The organism is Mucilaginibacter sp. MD40, from assembly GCF_002288635.1.
Classification (GTDB): Bacteria; Bacteroidota; Bacteroidia; order Sphingobacteriales; family Sphingobacteriaceae; genus Mucilaginibacter.
On sequence record NZ_NRSW01000001.1, the window covers coordinates 517,963 to 536,189 of the forward strand.

General features: G+C 45.4%; 11 protein-coding genes. 3 read left to right on the plus strand and 8 right to left on the minus strand.

The window, feature by feature from the left end; genetic code table 11:
• Positions 1 to 17: 17 nt before the first annotated feature.
• Genes CKK33_RS02265 through CKK33_RS02275 form a run of 3 tightly spaced genes read right to left on the minus strand, consistent with a single transcriptional unit; the run spans position 18 to position 6,458 of the window.
• Entirely contained in the window at positions 18 to 3,164 is a 3,147-nt protein-coding gene (locus CKK33_RS02265) for a TonB-dependent receptor (RefSeq protein WP_095702547.1), read from the minus strand.
• Positions 3,165 to 3,190: 26 nt separating this feature from the next.
• Positions 3,191 to 4,645, minus strand: a complete 1,455-nt coding sequence (locus CKK33_RS02270; RefSeq protein WP_095702548.1) for a sugar porter family MFS transporter — start codon at positions 4,643 to 4,645, stop codon at positions 3,191 to 3,193.
• Between the two features lie 4 nt (positions 4,646 to 4,649).
• Complete coding sequence (locus CKK33_RS02275; protein ID WP_095702549.1) at positions 4,650 to 6,458, minus strand: class I mannose-6-phosphate isomerase; 1,809 nt, start codon at positions 6,456 to 6,458, stop codon at positions 4,650 to 4,652.
• A gap of 259 nt (positions 6,459 to 6,717) precedes the next feature.
• Here CKK33_RS02275 and CKK33_RS02280 point away from each other — a divergent pair, with 259 nt between their 5' ends.
• Positions 6,718 to 7,446 (plus strand): GntR family transcriptional regulator, encoded by a 729-nt coding sequence (locus tag CKK33_RS02280; RefSeq protein WP_095702550.1) that lies wholly within the window; start codon positions 6,718 to 6,720, stop codon positions 7,444 to 7,446.
• 37 nt (positions 7,447 to 7,483) lie between these two features.
• On the opposite strand, the gene CKK33_RS02285 is transcribed toward CKK33_RS02280, so the two are convergent.
• From CKK33_RS02285 to CKK33_RS02305, 5 genes are all read right to left on the minus strand, one after another.
• Positions 7,484 to 8,707, minus strand: a complete 1,224-nt coding sequence (locus CKK33_RS02285) for a cation:proton antiporter (RefSeq protein ID WP_095702551.1) — start codon at positions 8,705 to 8,707, stop codon at positions 7,484 to 7,486.
• Positions 8,708 to 8,799: 92 nt separating this feature from the next.
• Positions 8,800 to 9,771: a metallophosphoesterase gene (locus tag CKK33_RS02290; RefSeq protein WP_095702552.1), complete on the minus strand. Its 972-nt coding sequence runs from the start codon at positions 9,769 to 9,771 to the stop codon at positions 8,800 to 8,802.
• A gap of 8 nt (positions 9,772 to 9,779) precedes the next feature.
• A complete protein-coding gene (locus CKK33_RS02295) occupies positions 9,780 to 10,859 on the minus strand; it encodes a phosphatidylinositol-specific phospholipase C1-like protein (protein WP_095702553.1) in 1,080 nt (359 codons plus the stop codon).
• Between the two features lie 47 nt (positions 10,860 to 10,906).
• Positions 10,907 to 12,499 carry a RagB/SusD family nutrient uptake outer membrane protein gene (locus CKK33_RS02300; protein WP_095702554.1) on the minus strand — a complete coding sequence of 531 codons (1,593 nt, stop codon included), beginning with the start codon at positions 12,497 to 12,499 and terminating at the stop codon, positions 10,907 to 10,909.
• A gap of 21 nt (positions 12,500 to 12,520) precedes the next feature.
• Entirely contained in the window at positions 12,521 to 15,538 is a 3,018-nt protein-coding gene (locus CKK33_RS02305; protein WP_095702555.1) for a TonB-dependent receptor, read from the minus strand.
• Positions 15,539 to 15,869: 331 nt separating this feature from the next.
• Here CKK33_RS02305 and CKK33_RS02310 point away from each other — a divergent pair, with 331 nt between their 5' ends.
• Positions 15,870 to 17,093 carry a CehA/McbA family metallohydrolase gene (locus tag CKK33_RS02310; protein WP_095702556.1) on the plus strand — a complete coding sequence of 408 codons (1,224 nt, stop codon included), beginning with the start codon at positions 15,870 to 15,872 and terminating at the stop codon, positions 17,091 to 17,093.
• Between the two features lie 234 nt (positions 17,094 to 17,327).
• Positions 17,328 to 18,188 (plus strand): RNA polymerase sigma factor RpoD/SigA, encoded by an 861-nt coding sequence (locus tag CKK33_RS02315; protein WP_095702557.1) that lies wholly within the window; start codon positions 17,328 to 17,330, stop codon positions 18,186 to 18,188.
• The last annotated feature ends 39 nt before the right edge of the window (positions 18,189 to 18,227 follow it).

Sequence of the window (18,227 nt, forward strand, 5' to 3'; positions counted from 1 at the left end):
TTAAATTTTATCTGTTCTTAGAATGTGATATCGAGGCCTGCCCCGTAAAATACCGGAAGCGGATATTGCCTTGCGCTGTTGGATGCCGAATTAGGACTAAGGTTGTTGCCAAACTCTGAAGTTTCCGGATCTATGAATTTCAGTTTGCTAAGCGTAGCCAGGTTCTGGCCTATTAATGATAACCTCAGGCGTTGTATGCCCAATTTCCTGGTTACATTAGGGCTAAAACTGTAGCCGATGTTTACGTTTTTCAAGCGTATGTATGCGGCATCGTATTTATACAGGTCTGAGCCCGTGCGCCAGTTGTTGGTATTTGATGGCGAACCAATGTTAGCCAATATCGGGTAACGGGCGTTTGGATTGCTCGGCGACCATATATCCGTTTGATGCTCATATACGGTAGCGCCGTATCCGTAGTGGAATGGCTCAACCAGTTCGCCGCGCAGGAACGCGTCGCGTTTACCAACACCCTGGATGAACAACGACATATCAAACCCTTTGTAGGCAATACGGTAAGTAAAACCAAAGGTGTAACGAGGGAACGGGTTACCTAATACGGTTTTATCTTTTTCATCAATAATACCATCACCGTTACGGTCTTTAAACTTTAAATCGCCCGGCTGTACATTGTTACCGGCAATTTTTGGTGAGTTATCTATATCCTGTTGGTTCTGGAAAAAACCATTGGTTTGGTAACCATAGTATTGCGTAACCGGCTCACCTACCCTGCGTATCAACTGGAATACGTCCTGGTTGTAAATAGTTTCGCTTGCACTACCGGTTAGTTTTAACAGGGTGTTTTTATTATCAGCAACGTTAATGCTGAAGCTTTGGCTCACCTCTTTCCCGCGCAGGTTATAGGTAATGGCGGCTTCCCAGCCGGTGTTACGTACTTTGGCCACGTTGTAATCAGGAGAGCCTGCGCCGAAAATGAAAGGCACATCGGCACGAGGCGCAAGAATGTTACTCCTAACCTCGCGGAAATAATCGAAAGTGGCGGTCAGCTTATCATCAAATAAACCGGCATCCAAGCCAATGTTAAGCTTAGCCGCTTTCTCCCAGGTAATATCCCGGTTCGCGATATTTGTACCTGCGCCGCCAACAATATTGTTGCCGAAGCCATAAGCGTTAGGATAATTGAAATAAGTAGTTTGGTACTGATAGTTGTTAACGTTCTGGTTACCCACTGTACCATATGATGCCCTTAATTTTAAAGTGCTCAGCGTGTTTTTCAGCGGTTCCATGAACGATTCCTGGGTAACTATCCAGCCGGCACTTACCGATGGAAAGAAACTTGCCCGGTTACCCGCCGCGAACTTTGATGACGCGTCCTCGCGGAACAAAGCCTCAAACAAGTACCTTTCTTTGTAGGAATAATTTAAACGACCGAATGCAGAAAGCAAGCTGGACGAGTTTACCGCGATACTATTGTTTGAGTTTTGGGTATCAACAATAGTCCCGGTTGTTGGCGTACCCAACAGAGGGTCGGTAAGCGTTTTTTGTAACTGGAAACCGCGCTGGCTGTAAGTTTCGCTTGATACGCCTAATTGTATCTTAAAGCTATGGTCGTTAACCCTTTTGGTGTATTCTGTTGATAGCTTGGTATTGGTTAACAACGATTTGCTGTTACCGTCTAACACAGTAAGGTCATTCCCGTATACACCTGCAGGCAGGTAATTAACCTGGGTGCGGCGGAAAAAAGTACCGTTATTTTGAATGGTACCGCCAAACTCACCGATCAGTTTCAGGTCTTTGGTGATGCTCAACTGGCCATTAAAGGCACCGAATATCTCATCGTTATCGGCCTGGTTGTAACCACCTTTTTCCAGCACACCATATTCGTTATACTGCGATGCTACCGGGTTGGTGAGGTAATTACCATTCTCGTCTTTCCAGTTGTAGTTATGCGGCACGCGGTTGGCATCGGCAAAAATGTTATTATCGCCAACACTATTGGTTTTATTACGGGTTTTGGTATAGTTTAAGATGATATTCGACCTGAATTTCCCAACTATCGAAGTTTGGTTCATCCTGAGGTTATATTTCTGGTAACCAAAATCGGCCCCCGAGCCACCATTACCGATCAGGTTACTGCCCTGATCCTGGTAACCTGCCGATACATAGTACGAATTGTTTTGGCCGCCACCGCTTAAGCTTACGTTATGCGATTGCAAAGGCGCTTTCTTCAATAAATGCTCTATATCCCAGGTGCCGTTACCGGCATCCTTAAGCGCCTGTATTTGCTCCGGCGTGTAGGCAGGCGGCAATCCGGAGTTGATGAGCGCTTGGTTCTTGTAGTAAGCGTTATCCCAGGCATCTACTTTATGTACCAGTACCTTGGCATCCTGCAAACCGAAACTACCGTTGTAACTAACCGTTGGCTTTGAGTTTACCTTACCGGCTTTTGTAGTTACCAATATAACGCCGTTTGCAGCACGAGAACCGTATATAGCCGCGGAACCCGCATCTTTTAGTACGGATACGCTGGCAATATCATTTGGGTTAAGCGTGTTTAAATTACCACCTACTATACCATCAATCACTACCAAAGGCGTATTATCGCCAAGTGTGCCCACCCCACGGATATTAACCGTTACATCACTGCCAGGGTTAAGGTTGGTTTGCTGAATAATTAAGTTTGGCGATTCGCCCTGTAATGCCTGGAAGGTGTTCAGTACGGGCTTATTTTCAATATTTTTTGAGCTGATGGTACCTACCGCACCGGTTACATTAATACGTTTTTGCGTGCCATAACCTACAACAACTACCTCGTTAAGGCTGGTATTATTAGGTTTTAGGCTCACATTTATCTCGTTACGCCCATCAATGGTATTGGTTTGCGCGGTGTAACCAACGAATGAATAAGTTAGGCTCCGGCCAGCGTATGCATCAGGTATATTCAGCCTGTAGCGCCCATTCACGTCGGTAGTGGTACCTATTGTTGTACCTGCAATGCTAACATTTACGCCCGGCAAAGGCTGATTATTCTCATCAGTAACGCGGCCGGTTATGGTTTTATCAAAGCGGTTTACGGTAGTATATGTATTTGCTTTGATAGGAGCAGCCTGTGCCGCGCCACTAACACCGGCCAAGCCTAATAAGGCGAGCAGGGGCCGGGTGTAAAGCCACTTTAGTTTTAAGTTGTGGAGTAGTTTTGATCTCATAATTATTGAATTAGTTGGGTTTGGTTTTATTTATGGTTTGTAGCAATTGGTAAAGGACTTCTATCCGGTTGGCTCCGCGCGTAATCGTCCTTCCAGTATTTTTCTATGTTTTCGAGCGAGCGGCCTTTGGTTTCGGGGATAAGTTTCCAGGTAAGCCACAGGGCGGGTGAGCAGCTTAAGGCAAACAGCCAGAATGTCCATGATGAACCAAGGCCCTCAAGCATTACCGGCGTTAACTGTCCCACCAGGAAATTCCCTATCCATAAAGACAATGTTGCCAGGGCCATAGCTTTACCGCGCACCGCGTTAGGGAATATTTCACTTACAATAACCCAGCATACCGGGCCAAAAGAGAACGCGAAACAGGCAATGAATGCCAGTATAAAGATCAATATCCATAGGCCCGAGGTAATATTAAGTGCAAACAGGGCACCAATAATGAGCAATGCAGCAACGGCACCGCCGGTTCCGGCGAATAGTAATGGCCTACGGCCCCACTTATCAATGGTAAAGATGGCCACAAAGGTAAAAACCACGTTTACCAACCCTATGGTTACCTGCCCGCCTAAAGCGTTGTTAAGCGTAAAGCCTGCCTGCTCTAAAATACGCGGGCCGTAATAAATAACAGCGTTAATACCACATACCTGGGAAAGAAACGGCAGTAATAGCCCTATCCACAGCGCTTTTCTGTAAACCGGTTTAAAAAGTTCTTTTAATGATGTATCGTCGCTATCATCCTGCTCTTTAAACGCTCTTATCTCGTTGGCAGCAGCTTCTTCACCGTCAATTTTTATCAGTATTTGTTCCGCTTTTTGTTCACGGCCTTTAAGTAATAACCATCTTGGCGACTCTGGTACCGCGAATAACGAAAGCAGAAATATAAACGCGGGGGCGGCGCCAAGGCCCAGCATAGCACGCCATACTTCTACGGAGAATACGGTTCGCGTGCTGCCTTCCGCGTAGCTATCATGGGTATGTGCAGCCAGGTAAGCGTTAGAAAAATAGGCAACTACAATACCAATGGTTAACGCCAGTTGATATAATGAAACCATCATACCCCTATAGCGCGATGGCGAAAACTCGGAGATATACAATGGTGAAACCATTGAGGCGACACCTATACCCAAACCGCCTATCAGGCGAAAGATAATAAGCGCGGTGAATGACCCAGACCACATGCAGCCTAAAGCCGAAGCCAGGAACATAACGGCTGATAGGATGAGCACTATTTTGCGCCCGTATTTATCGCTCAGTTTACCCGAGAAACTTACGCCTGCGATACAACCCAGGAGGGCGCAGCTCACAAACCAGCCCTCGCTTACAGCATCAAGCGAAAAATCGTGCTTTACCAGGCTTACCGTGCCTGATATAACGGCAGTATCAAACCCAAACAGGAACCCGCCTAAAGCAGCCACCAGACAAGTAAGGTACAGGTAGGCACTCCCTTTTTTGGTGGTTGTATGTTGTACTATTTTTGCCATGCTGTTATTTTAAAAATGCTTTGATCACTTTTGCCCGACCGCTGCCGGCGTTGGTGAGTTTGTATGAACCAGCAGCAGCTGGCACCACAAATGTTTCCGCGTACGCAAATTGCTTTTGGGTACCATCAGCGGTTTGCAGCAGTACGGTTTCCCCCTCTACCAGCATCAGTACATGGCAGGTATCATTCGTATTTACCGTTACCGAGCTGTCAAACTCCAGGCGGTGTACATCGTAAAAATGATCGGCATGTGTGGGCAGGTGGACCAGTTGGTAACCCGGCGCGCTTTCAATTACCTGCGGCTTCGAGATCAATTCCTGTTGTACCTTATCGCCTTTGCGCGAAAAATTGAGGTTGTTAAAAGCGTGGTCTATATTGATAGGCCGTGGTTTTCCGTCAAGATCAAGTCGCACCCAATCGTACATTTTAAAGGTGAAGATGTAAGGTGTAGCGCTGATCTCTAAAACCAGGTTACCAGCGCCGGCACTGTGTACCGTACCGTTAGGGATCAGGAACAGGTCATGCTTTTTCGCGTTATGTACCTGTACATATTTCTCTATATCGATGGCCTGGCCTTTTTCCTGGCTCTCTTCAAGGGCTGATCTGAAACCTGACGGATCTATATCCTCCTGAAAACCGAGATAAACACTTGCACTCTGGTCACAATCAAGAATATAGTAGGTTTCATCCTGCGTAATATTTTCGCCGAAGTTTTCCTGTATGTAGTTAAGCGCAGGGTGGCATTGGATGGAGAGATTGCCACCCTGATAAGTATCCAAAAAGTCAAAACGGATGGGAAACTCATCACCAAAACGTTCGGCATGTTTACCCAAGATATGCTGATTGTTACTGAACATGATGGTATCGAATGATACCTCAAGCAGGTTACCGTCGCTTTCAAACACAAGGCCGTTCTCAGGTACGATCAATTCAAACGACCAGGCCAGGTTCACCACATCTTTGTTAAGGCCGCTGATATGTTCTTTCATCCACTGGCCGCCCCAGGCTCCGGGTTCAAACCAGGGGCGTACCCGCAGTACCGAGCGACTAAGCTGATCGAGCCCCGCTTTAAGGTCTTGCTGATACATCCAGTTAATGGTTTGGGGCCATTGCGCATCGGCCATTACGGCAATGCGGTTAAGGATATTTTTTTTGTGCTGATTGAGCAAAACCCAGTCAACAAAGTAGAAGCGCTTGTACATTTGAAAAGGCTCGGCAAGATCAGCAGTTCCCAGATTGGTAATGCTCCCGGCCCGCATCCTGAACTGGATCTCATTCTTGGGAACATCCAGGTAAATTATGGGCGCTGCCCAGCCCGCCAGAGCAGCGCCGGTGCCTATAACGATATTGATATCGGATTTGGCATCCGGCACCTGCTGCTCAATTGCAGGCTCAAATAAATCAATTAAATCAACCGTAGCTTTAGTCCCCCAAACGGAATCATCCGCCCCAAGAAAAGGGCTTACCAATGTGTGTATCTCACTGGCTTCCTTTAGAAACGTTTCGGTATATATCCAGTTAACACTTAAACCCTTATCATTAAAACAGCTTTGTAGCTCCTGCTGAACTTTATCCCAAAACACACCACCAAAACCATCTATCAAAACAGTTTTACTTTTAATGATATAAGCGGCAAGCGTATCAAACCCTGTGAATATTTTACCAGCGCCTAATGGTGCAACAGGATAAATATCGTAGCCGTTGTGCTGCACCGAATCGCCGGTTAGCCTCGCCGGCATTAAATATTGCTGCGTCTTACGCAGTTCAGGATATGTCAACTGCTGCAGTTTGAGCTCTATAGTATCAATATTCATTTTTTGTAGTAATGTATGTACATATAATGCCGTTTAGCAAACGCTACGATTACCTAAAGGCAATAATGAATTAAAATAAAATTATTGGTGGTTTATAATGTACAAACATATAAACAAAAAATTCTTATCCAAATTTATTTGTGGAAATAATTTTAAGATCGCAAAGCTAAACCGGTGAAAAGCGATGTGTATAATTTACAATATGTACATACATTTGCACAACCTCAATTAAATACCTATCATTGTATGAACAACCGGTATGAAGTATTCTATTGACCATAAAAGCCCCATCCCCCTGCATATACAGGCCGAGGAATTATTGAGAAAACTGATAAGCCAGGACGAATACCAAAATGGCAGGTTGTTACCTAATGAGGTTGAATTAGCAAAGCTGCTTGCCATATCCCGTACTACTTTAAGGCAAGCCATTAATAAACTGGTGTATGAAGGTTTACTGGTACGTAAGAAACGTGCCGGCACAAAAGTAAATCAGTCTACAGTAAGCTCAAAATCAAACAATTGGCTCAGCTTTTCGCAAGAGATGAAATTGCGGGGCATCAATATTAAAAACTTTGAACTGCATGTTACCTGGGTTTTTCCGGATGAAACACTTGCCAACTTCTTTGAAATAAAAACCGACAAGAAGGTACTGAAGATGGAACGTGTACGTGGCCGTAACGACGGACCTTTTGTGTATTTTATATCTTACTTCCATCCACGTATTGGCCTAACCGGCGATGAAGATTTTAAACGCCCGTTGTACGAATTATTGGAACAGGACTACTCTACTATTGCAAGTTTATCTAAAGAGGAAATTAGCGCCCACGCCGCCGATGCATTAATAGCCGAGAAACTCCAGATCAAAGTTAACGAACCGGTACTATTCCGTAAACGTTTTGTTTTTGACCAGGGTGAACGGCCTATAGAATATAACCTTGGCTATTACAAAGCCGACAGTTTTGTTTATACGGTTGAAAGCCGCCGGTAATATTCACTATTACCTTCAATAGGCAGCAGTGACATATTTAACGCCCCTGGCTGATCTTTTCTGAATCTATCCGTTCAAAGTTCTTGGTGTCCTCCCTGTAAATGAGCAGGCCTATCATCATTAATATGCTGGTAACAGTCACCACAAAAAATAGTATACCCACATTAAAGCTCTGTAACGATTTTTCGGCCGGGATACTGTAAAACAAGAGTATGGTAATGAGGCCTCGTGGCATCAGGAAAAGCTCGGGGAAAAGGTTGGTGCGCAATATAAACCGCAGGTACAGAAATCTGATGAGCAACAGCGCCAATACGATCAGGGAACCCAGTTTCCATACTGTAGGTTCAAACAGCACGTCGAGGTTAATAGTATAACCAAAAAGTATAAAAAAGAAAGTACGGATCAGGAAAGAAGTTTCGGCGGTAATGGAGCGGAGCACGGTGAGCGTGCCTTCCATATCTGCCGGCAAGGCAAAGTTTTTTAATTTCCCGATGAAGAAGATATCCGTATTATTTAATACCAGGCCGAATACCAGTATGATCAGTAAAGAGGGCAAGTGAATAGCCTCGCCTGTGGCATAAATAATGGAAAGAACCGCGAAAAGCAGGAAAAACTTTAGCTTGATGGTAATTTTTGCCAGTATAAATATTAAAAACAGAGATGCCGCTACCGCGATCAATATGGCTAACCCAATGTTGGCTAAAAATGATACGCCCGACATGAGGCTAAGCACATTTTTCGACAACATATAATTAAAAGCCAGGATGCCAATGATATCCGAAAAGGAAGATTCATAAATAATAAATTCCTTTTTAGGGCCGGGCAAATGCTCGGTACTGGGTATAACGATAGCACTGCTGATGATACTCATTGGGATGGCGTACAGGAAAGCTTTATCAAAATATTCGCCCAGCCAGTATTGTATGAGCCAACCTATACCCAATGCCGACACCAGAGAGATGACAAGCGCGGAGAAAAACGAGTTCCGGATAAGGCGAAGCTTATGGCTGTTCATCTCCAGTTCCAACGCGGCCTCCAGCACGATCATGATGAGCCCAACTACGCCGAGTATCTTTACCAGGCGTGATACATCCTGCTGAACAAAACCCTGGTAAACAGAGAAATACCTGATACCGATACCCGTGCCAATTAACAACAGCACCGATGGTATACGGGTTACCCGCGCAATGAGATTGAAAAAATAACTGAGCACCACAATGGCACCCAGGATGATAATGATATTATTAGAATGCAAGGGCATAGGCTCAAATATAGTAATTGCTTAAGCAAACGCCCTTACCGCTCAAAAGCCAGACCAAAACCCCGACCCCTTGTTAATGGCTCAGCCCTATGCTACTTTTTAAGTTCCGTTTGGTAAAGCACCTTGCCCGTTGCGTTAACGGCTTTAACATTAATTTTATCCTTATTAATGGCAAAGCACATAAAACCGTGGTCTGATGCCTGAAAACGGCTGTAAGGTATACCTTCGGTAACTTGTGTAAGCTCCGAACCGGCGCCTGATATGAACTGGTGTGTAACTCCCTCCGGTTTAAGGTGCTGCAAGGAATGGTCATGCCCGGAAAGATAAATGTCAACCATATATTTGGCGAAAACGGGACTCAGCTTTTCGCGTACGGTTAGTGTATCATAATTTTTTATACGCGGGCCAACGGTGTAATAAGGATGGTGGCCCACAATTATTTTCCACTTTACATCAGCAGGGGCGTTGCGTAACTGCTCGTCTATCCACACCATTTGCTGCTCCACCTGCGCTTTCCGCTCGGCATGCATCATGGGGTCGGTATCAATAAAAAGCATCAGCAATTTATCATTATTACCCAGCTTGTATTGTTTGGAATAATACAGGGCGGGCATACACCAGCGGCGGCTTACCTTGCTGTAACGTATTTGCGCTTCTGTATCCGAACCATAATCGTGGTTACCCAGCACCGGGTACCAGTCGCACTGCAGCGAGTGCGCTGTATAAATGTTTTCGAAAGAATAATGCCACAGCGGGTCATGCTCGCTCACTACCCCCCGTGGGTAAAAATTATCACCTACTGATACCACAAAATCATTGGGGTTGTTCAACGCCCAAAGGCCCATTTGCTTGGCCACTTCTGTTTGGTCATACTCCCCGTTACGGCCCCAGTCGCCTATGGCTATAAAGTGCACGTCATACTCATCTTTTAATGATGATGCCGAGAGGTCCTCACTTTCCAGGTGAGTAATCTCGTTATTTTCGGCCATAGCCATAATTGGGCTAACCAATGATGCGCCCAGGGTAGTAAGGGCCGTATTTTTAAGGAAGCTTCTGCGTTTCATACTGGTAATTATTTTTTATTTGAGCTGAATATTGGATCCATCCGAAAATACCCTCCACCAGGAAAACTAATTACATAGTCTGATTTAAAGTGGGTACTTTTTAAGTAATAATCTGTAGAGATAATTTGCGCGCCTGAACGCATGGCCGCTTCAAAGCTGCTTTTATCATTTACCCTTGCTTCTTCTGTATCGCTATCAGCACGTGTACGCACAATATACCCTTTTTTAACCAGCGAGGTAATTTCTGCCAGTTCCTTACGGGCATTGTTCCTTACACAAATAGCGGCTTCGGGCGTGCCGGGCTGCGCATTGATAAACAATACCCTGCCCTTAAGCGATGGATGCCCCTTTACATATTCGAGGTTCTTTGGCGCCTCCTCATCCAGCAGAAAGATGAACTTACCTTTAGCTTTCTTGAGCGAAGGCCAGTTTTGATGCAATACCGCTTCTTCCAGTGTACTGTATTTACCGCGCACGTCATCAGGTGTAATTACGTGATTCAGCCCCAGGTTATCGGCTATCTCTTTATCCAGCTTGTCATAAATAGCGGAGGTAAATTTATCCGGCACGGTAAAGCCAGGCCGTTTCATTGGCTCGTCCTTAGCATTCATGGTAATAAAAATGGGGCTATGCCCAGGGTGGGCGTCGGACCATTTTTTTAACTCCTGCAGGCATAAGGCAAAGGTAGGGCAATTGCTGCGGTAATCAATATCCTGTATGTGAAACACCTTAAAGCCAGGCTTTTTCATCAGGCCTTCGGTATCATATGGCGGTTGCCCCGGCGCCCAGGTTAAACCTTTAGGATGGGCATATTTACCGCCGGCTGTATCGGCATACACATCAATCTCCAGGTTACGCAAACCCATGTTTAATTGTGCTGTAAGACTAATATGCTCATAGTCGATCTTTGACATCGATACCGAATCATTTTTTTGCAGCAATTTGAACAATTTGGGATCTATCGCTTTCTTATAGCTGTTATGCGAACCTATCACCTGCACATGATTCATAGGTACATTATCGCCGGGACCGGTAAGTTTTGCGGCAGGTAAAAGCGCTATCAGTAATAAGCCAAATATATTTTTCATATACTATATTAAAAAAACAGCCGGTTAAAACCGGCTGTTCTGCTTTATTAATAACCGGTGTTTTGCACCAGGTTAGGATTAGTTTTTAATTCTGTTGATGGTATAGGGTATAACCTGCGGGTTGGGTCGGTATTCATTTTCAGGTTATCGTTCGGTAGCGGATACTCCACCTCGAACAAGCCATAACGGATAAGGTCGTTACGGCGCCATGCCTCCCATGAAAGCTCACGGGCACGTTCATCAAGCAGGCTCGTCAGATCAATAGTTGAGGCCGGTTGAGCACCTGCACGGGCGCGCAGTTTATTTACCAGGCTAAGCGGTGTTTGCGCGTCGCCGTTGATAACGGTTGGCGTTGCGCCGCGTAAAATAGCCTCTGCTTTCATCAGGTAAACATCAGCCAGCCTGAAAACCGGAACATCGTTACCATTTAAGCGGGTCGACTGGATGATCTGCGGATCGGGGTAGTACTTAATTGAACGTACACCTTCAGACTGGCTGGCAATGGTATTGCCCAGGTCCATCGGTTTGCCCGGCACCAATATCAGTTGCGGTGTAATATTGATCTGGGTGGTAGTATTGGGGTAATACACCGGCTGACTGGTGAAGCCACCGTTACCATCTGGATAATATTGCGGGCCAACCAACCAGGTTTTGGTGCGGAAGTCGTTAGGGATATTAAAACGATTATAAAACTCCGGCGTAGTACTCATGGCTATACTCAAGTTCACGTTAAGCCCGTAAGCCTGTGCCAGGTAAAAAAAGAAACCAAAGCGGGTGAACTGGTTACCCGGTATTTGCTGATCATAAGGGATAGCAAAAATAGTTTCGCTCACACCAGGGCCATTAGTAGGCAGGAAAATATCCCTGTATTTAGGGGTTAAAGAATAGTTAGTGTTAGCCTGCACGCTATCAGCCATGGTCACCACATCCTGGTTACGGTTGGTACCGTTATATACCGGGGCATTTAGGTACATTTTTGCCAAAAGGGCAAAAGCCATACCCTTTGTAGGGCGGCCATACTGTGTTGTATTGGTGGTGCTGTTACTGGTTTTAGCAGGCAGCAATGGTAATACAGCTTTTAATTCGCTTTCTATAAAGTCAAACACCTTAGCCCTTGGCTGGTTGGCCGGCGGCGTAGCCACCGGGAAGGTGGTAATAATGGGTACATTACCATAAGTATCCATCATAAAGTAATAGTACAGCGCACGCATGGCCCTTATCTCGGCCATGTAAGCTGTTTTTATAGATGCCGGTGAGTTAGCCGCGTCAATAACGGTTAATAAACGGTTACAGGTATTTATACCGCTAAAACCCCATTGCCATATAGCAGTAACGGTAGGGTGGTCGGCAGTCCAGGTGTGGTAATGTAACTGGCGGTACTGGCCGCCATCGTCAAAGTTACCATCGCGTGCCGGGATAATGGCCTCGTCTGTTGAGAGCTCCTGCAGCCTCCAGTAGTTTACCGCGAAGTTTGATGACAGGTTGGAATACATGGTACCTGTAAGCGCGTTGTAATCTGCTGTGGTAACGGGGAAGTTAGCCTTTACATATTGCGACTCTACCGGCACATCTAACTTAGTACAAGAACTAACGGCTATTACTGCCGCGCATCCTGCTAATACTGTATATATCTTTTTCATGTTAATATGCTGTTGAATAAATTAAAACGATGCGTTTAAGCCAAATAAGAACGTACGCGTTTTAGGATAATAATTGTTGTTATCAATACCCGGTGTTAAACCGCCGATGTTCACTTCCGGATCAATACCCTTGTATTTAGTGATCACGAACAGGTTATTGCCTGACAGATACAAGCGGATTGATTTGATAGCGGCGATCTTAGGCTTAATGGTATAACCAAGTGTGGCGTTATCCAAACGCACGTATGAGCCGCTTTCCAGGAAACGGTCTGATATCAGGTACGCGTTGATATCCTTGTATGACTCGCCCAGTGTAAACCTCGGGATATTTTGCAGTTTAGCATCAGCCGGGTTGTTCAGGTTGGCCAAAGTGGCGTTAAGTATCTTATTACCCGCCACGCCTCTGATCAGGAAATTCAGGTCGAAGTTTTTGTAGTAGAAAGTGTTGGTCCAGCCGTAAATTACCGTTGGCTGCGCGTTACCGGCTATACGCTGGTCGGTTGTTAAAGGCTGGGTAGCGATGGTGTTACCCGCAGCATTTTGGTAAGTACTTACGCCGTTAGCGTTTTTACCCATGTAATGATACAGGTAAAAAGTACCGATAGGCTGGCCGGGCTGAACGATCTGGCTGTAATTACCTGATTGGCCCTTGCCGCCTAACTGCGCCGTGTAGAACGATGGCAGGTTGAACTGGCCTTTAGATAAACTTTCCACAACGTTTTTGTTGTGCGATACGTTCACGGATGTTTTCCAGGTAAATGAACCGGCTTTAACCGCAGTAGCGTTTAATACCACCTCGATACCTTTGTTGCTGATCTTACCGGCATTTGCCGTGATGGTATTAGTAAAGTATTGGGTTAATGATACGGGGTATTGATCATAGATCAGGTCGGAAGTTTTCTTGATATAGTAATCTACCGAACCGGTAATGCGGTTTTTGAATAAACCGAAATCCAAACCGATGTTGGTAGTGGCGGTACTCTCCCATTTCAGGTCAGGGTTTTCGTTACGCACTGGGCCAATAGCATTGGTAATGTTTCCGTTTGACAGGAATTTGCTGCTGGTACCGTTATTGGTTTGGGTACCGTATATCAATATAGACGAGAAGGCATCGAAACCAACGCTGTTACCCGATTTACCGTAACCGGCGCGTAATTTCAAATCACTGAAAACAGGCAGCTTCTGCATAAAGTCTTCACTGATGATCCTCCAGCCTACTGATGCCGCGGGGAACAAACCATAACGGTGGTTAGCACCAAAAGCAGATGAACCATCATCACGTAATGATGCCTGCACCAGGTATTTATCGTCAAACTGATACTGTGCACGTCCGTAGTATGATATTAAACGCAGGGTTGATATCGGTGAGTTATCAAACACGATCTGTGATACCGATGCCGGGTTAGACAGGAAAAGGTTATTGTAAGTAAGGTTATCGTTGCTGAAGTTTTGGGTTTGTACGCCAAAGCCATCGCTGGTGCGGTTTTGTTGGTACGAATAACCTGCCAGTAATTTTAATGAATGGCGACCGAAGTCCCTGTCGTAGTTAAAGTACGATTCAACAATGTTGTTGGTGTTCAGGATAGCTGAACGGCGGGCTACACCATTAAGGTTCACCGCCAGGCCCGACTGGCTGTTGAGGTAAGTATTGTAATTGAACTGATCGCGCTGTTGCGAACCGCTAAGCGTAAATTTTAAACCTCTGAGAATGTCCACCTGCACAATACCATTGATCAGGGTTTTGTTATCATTACTCTTAATGGTATTGTTGTTTAACAACGATAGCGGGTTTAAAGTACCGCTACCTGTACGCTGATAGTTCTCTTTGTAGGTACCATCAGGGTTAAACGGACTTACGGTTGGCAAATAGAACAACATAGCCGGCAACACGTAGTTCTGGTAAATATCGTCGCTGTTGGTATTACTGTTGGTTAAGTTAAGGCTTAACTTGAGGCGGTTATCAAAAAAACGCTGGTTAACATAACCACGGTATATGGTACGCTCCAACGCGGTACGTTTAAGCACACCTTCGTTTTTAAAGTAGTTTACGCTTGCTCCGTAATCGGCACTGTTGCTGGCGCCATTATAGCTTAAGTTATGGTTTTGTGAATAACCTTTGCGCTCGACTAGGTTTTGCCAGTTGGTGTTTGAACCATCATCGTCAAGTGGTTTTGCCAGAGGAGCAACACCATTATCGGCCAGGTATTTACGCAACTCGTCGCCGGTTAGCATATTTATCTTTTTAGATACCTCCTGCATAGTGGCATAAGCGTTGTAGCTGAGGTGGCTCTGGCCTGCTTTAGACCTTTTGGTAGTTACGATAATTACACCGTTTGCCGCACGTGAACCGTAAATAGCGGTTGATGAAGCATCTTTTAAAACGTCGATCGTTTCAATATCAGAAGGTGCCAATACATCAATTGACGCACCCGGCACACCATCTATCACATAAAAAGGCTCCTGTGCGCCACCGGTAGCCCTGATGGTTGATGGGCCACGCAGTACTACAGAAGGCGCTGCATTGGGGTCGCCGCTTTTGGTAATATTTAAACCGGCTACCTTACCCTGCAAAAGCTCGGCCGGGGTAGTGGTAGCACCCACGTTAAACTCTTCAGACTTTAAAGTGGTGATAGAACCCGTTACATCGCGTTTGCTCGCTGTACCATAACCAATTACTACAACATCCTTCAGTTGTTTGGCATCCGGCACCAGGTTAGCGTTGATCACGTTGCCTGCACCCACAATTACATCTTTAGATAAATAGCCTACAAAGCTGAACCGTACGGTTGCATTGGCTCCGGGTACATTGAGTGTATACTGGCCTTTGGCATCCGTCATGGCACCGGCATTGGTGCCCACTACGGTAACTGATACACCCGGAAGCGGTTCGCGCTTCTCATCGGTAACCGTACCTCTTATTGTTTTGCCGGTTTGTGACATAGCCGGCAATACGCTGATCATGACAGCACATACCATCAGCAGCAACTGCCTTGGGTATTTTTTGCCATCATTTAAAAAACGCTCGTAAAATTGTTTCATAAATAACCTGTTTAAATTTTGGAGTTTTTGTGCAATTTAAATTGACCGCAAAGTAAGGGCAGTTCTATTGCCATAATATCAATTGAATGTTAGCTTATTGATGATTTTGGCAATAAAAACAACCCAAACTCCTCTCTTATTAAAGGATTATTTAACGATGTATTAATACCTAATTAAGACACCAGACCTAATCGGATTACTACAACCCAATCTTGCAAAAAGATAATAGTAAGCTAAAGATGGCTTTACACACTTTGCCTACCATTGCGCACCGTTATTTTTGATACCCCGGGATATCGGCTAACAAAAAAAGCCACTTCATTTCCATCACATGCATTCTTCCTCTGGTAGCATTACCCGTAAATTCTCTGTTATCTGTCAGTTCTTGCTATTACTGACTTCCACATGCCAGTTTGCCTCGGCACAATCTAAACATGTTAACCCGTGGACGGCTAAACCGATAGCCATGATACCTCCTCCGGCCAGCCTTACTGATGGTATTTGGCTAAAGGGCGACCTGCACGTACACTCACGACATAGCAAGGAGTCGTCAAATAACCCCATTTCCAGGATCATTTCCTTTTCACGTTCTGTAGGGATGGATTACGTTTGTATTACTGACCATGATAACCACGTAGAGGGCGATGTGGCGCACCATACCTGGGCTGATCCGGAGTTTAAGTCTGACTCCCTTTTGTTGCTGTATGGTGCCGAGTGGACCACCACGCGCGGGCATGGCAATGTATTTTCGGCAAAGCCATATGATCATCAGTTGTTATATGATGTGCGTGATCAGCGGGATGTGAACATCGCCAAAGTAAAAAACAAACTTGGCATACACCTGTCGGCCAACCACCCCAGCGGTAAGGATAATTTCGGCTATTCTTATGACCTGGTACAATCCATAGAGGTATGGAACTCTGCCCTCTGGGGTAAAAACGCCAATGCCATAATGATATGGGACGACATGCTTTCGTCGGGCAGGAAACTTACCGGTCGTGGCGGCAGCGACGCGCATCACGGCATGCCCGAGAGCCCTGACAAAGCCACCAAAAATAGCGGCGAGGCAAAAGTGAACTATGTGGGCACCCCTACTACCTGGGTATTTGCCAAAAACCGGAGCGCGCAGGCCGTAGTTGACGCCTTAACCAATGGCCGTGTATCTGTAAGCGCCAACCCCTATGCACCAAGGGTTGAGTTTTATGCCGACCTTAACAAGGATGGCCAAATGGATATGATGATGGGTGATAACGCCAAAGCAAGCGGCAAGCCGGTTAATTTCCGGGTAAAACTCATCACCGACCATTTCCCCGAGGGTGAATACACCATCAGCATCATTAAAAACGGAGAGAAATTTGGTACTTATACCGTTACAGGCAAAGCACCTGTGGCAGAGTTTACCGACACCCCTGCCTCAACAGGCCGCACCTATTACCGGGTGATGGTTGAAGGGCCGCAAACGCCATACCCTCAACTACCGGGTTGGGCGGCAGTTAGTGGCCGTATGGTAGCATTAGCCAACCCGATATGCTTTAATTTTGACCCGGCGTTTTAAACCTCCAGGCTCTTGTTTCCTCAAAATTCCGCTTTGAATATCAGCGATATACTGACATTCAGGAGACACTATTTTTTAAGATATTGCTTACTTTTGCATACTGAAGATTTTAAAATTCCTTTTCAACCGCAAGCATACAGCAACCCGCTGTTATCTCAATGAGAACCATTTAGCTTTTAGCGCATTACAAGGCTCTGAATCTTTAGCAAATTCACATTTTAAATATTTAAACAAATGAGGCAACTTAAAATTAGTGAGTCTATCACCAATCGTGAGACGGCGTCGTTGAATCAATATTTGTCAGACATTGCCAAGATTCCGATGGTTACCGCACAGGAAGAGGTGATCTTAACTCAAAAAATAAGAGAGGGCGACCAGGCCGCGCTTGAGCGTTTAACTACCGCCAACCTGCGCTTTGTGGTTTCTGTAGCCAAACAATATCAAAGCTCGGGACTAACGCTTGGCGACCTGATCAATGAAGGTAACGTGGGCCTGGTTAAGGCAGCAAAACGTTTTGATGAAACAAAAGGCTTTAAATTTATATCATACGCCGTATGGTGGATACGCCAGTCTATATTGGCAGCTATCGCCGAACAATCGCGCATGGTGCGTTTACCAGCCAACCAGGTGGGCGACCTGTCGAAAATAGCAAAGGCGGCATCTAAATTAGAGCAGGTATATGAAAGGCAGCCAACTCCCGAAGAATTGGCGGACGACCTGGAACTTACCGTTGAAAAAATAACCGGCTCATTAGCCAATTCGGGCAGGCACTTGTCTTATGACACGCCTTTCTCGGCTGATGAGGATAATACCCTGCTTGATGTTTTAAAGAGCGCTGACCCGGATACAGACAAAGACATGATGAATGAATCATTAAGTATTGATGTAAACGAAAGTATGCGCATACTTGGCGATAAGGAAAGAGAAATATTGGAACTTTTCTTCGGCCTTAAACATCAGCACGCGCACAGCCTGGAAGAAATTGGCAATATGTTTAACCTTACCCGTGAGCGCGTAAGGCAAATTAAAGATAAAGCCCTTGCAAGGCTTCGTGGCAGCAGGCAGGCGGTATCGTTAAAAACTTATCTGAATTAAAAAAAGAGGCCTTCAATTGAAGGCCTCTTTTTTTATATG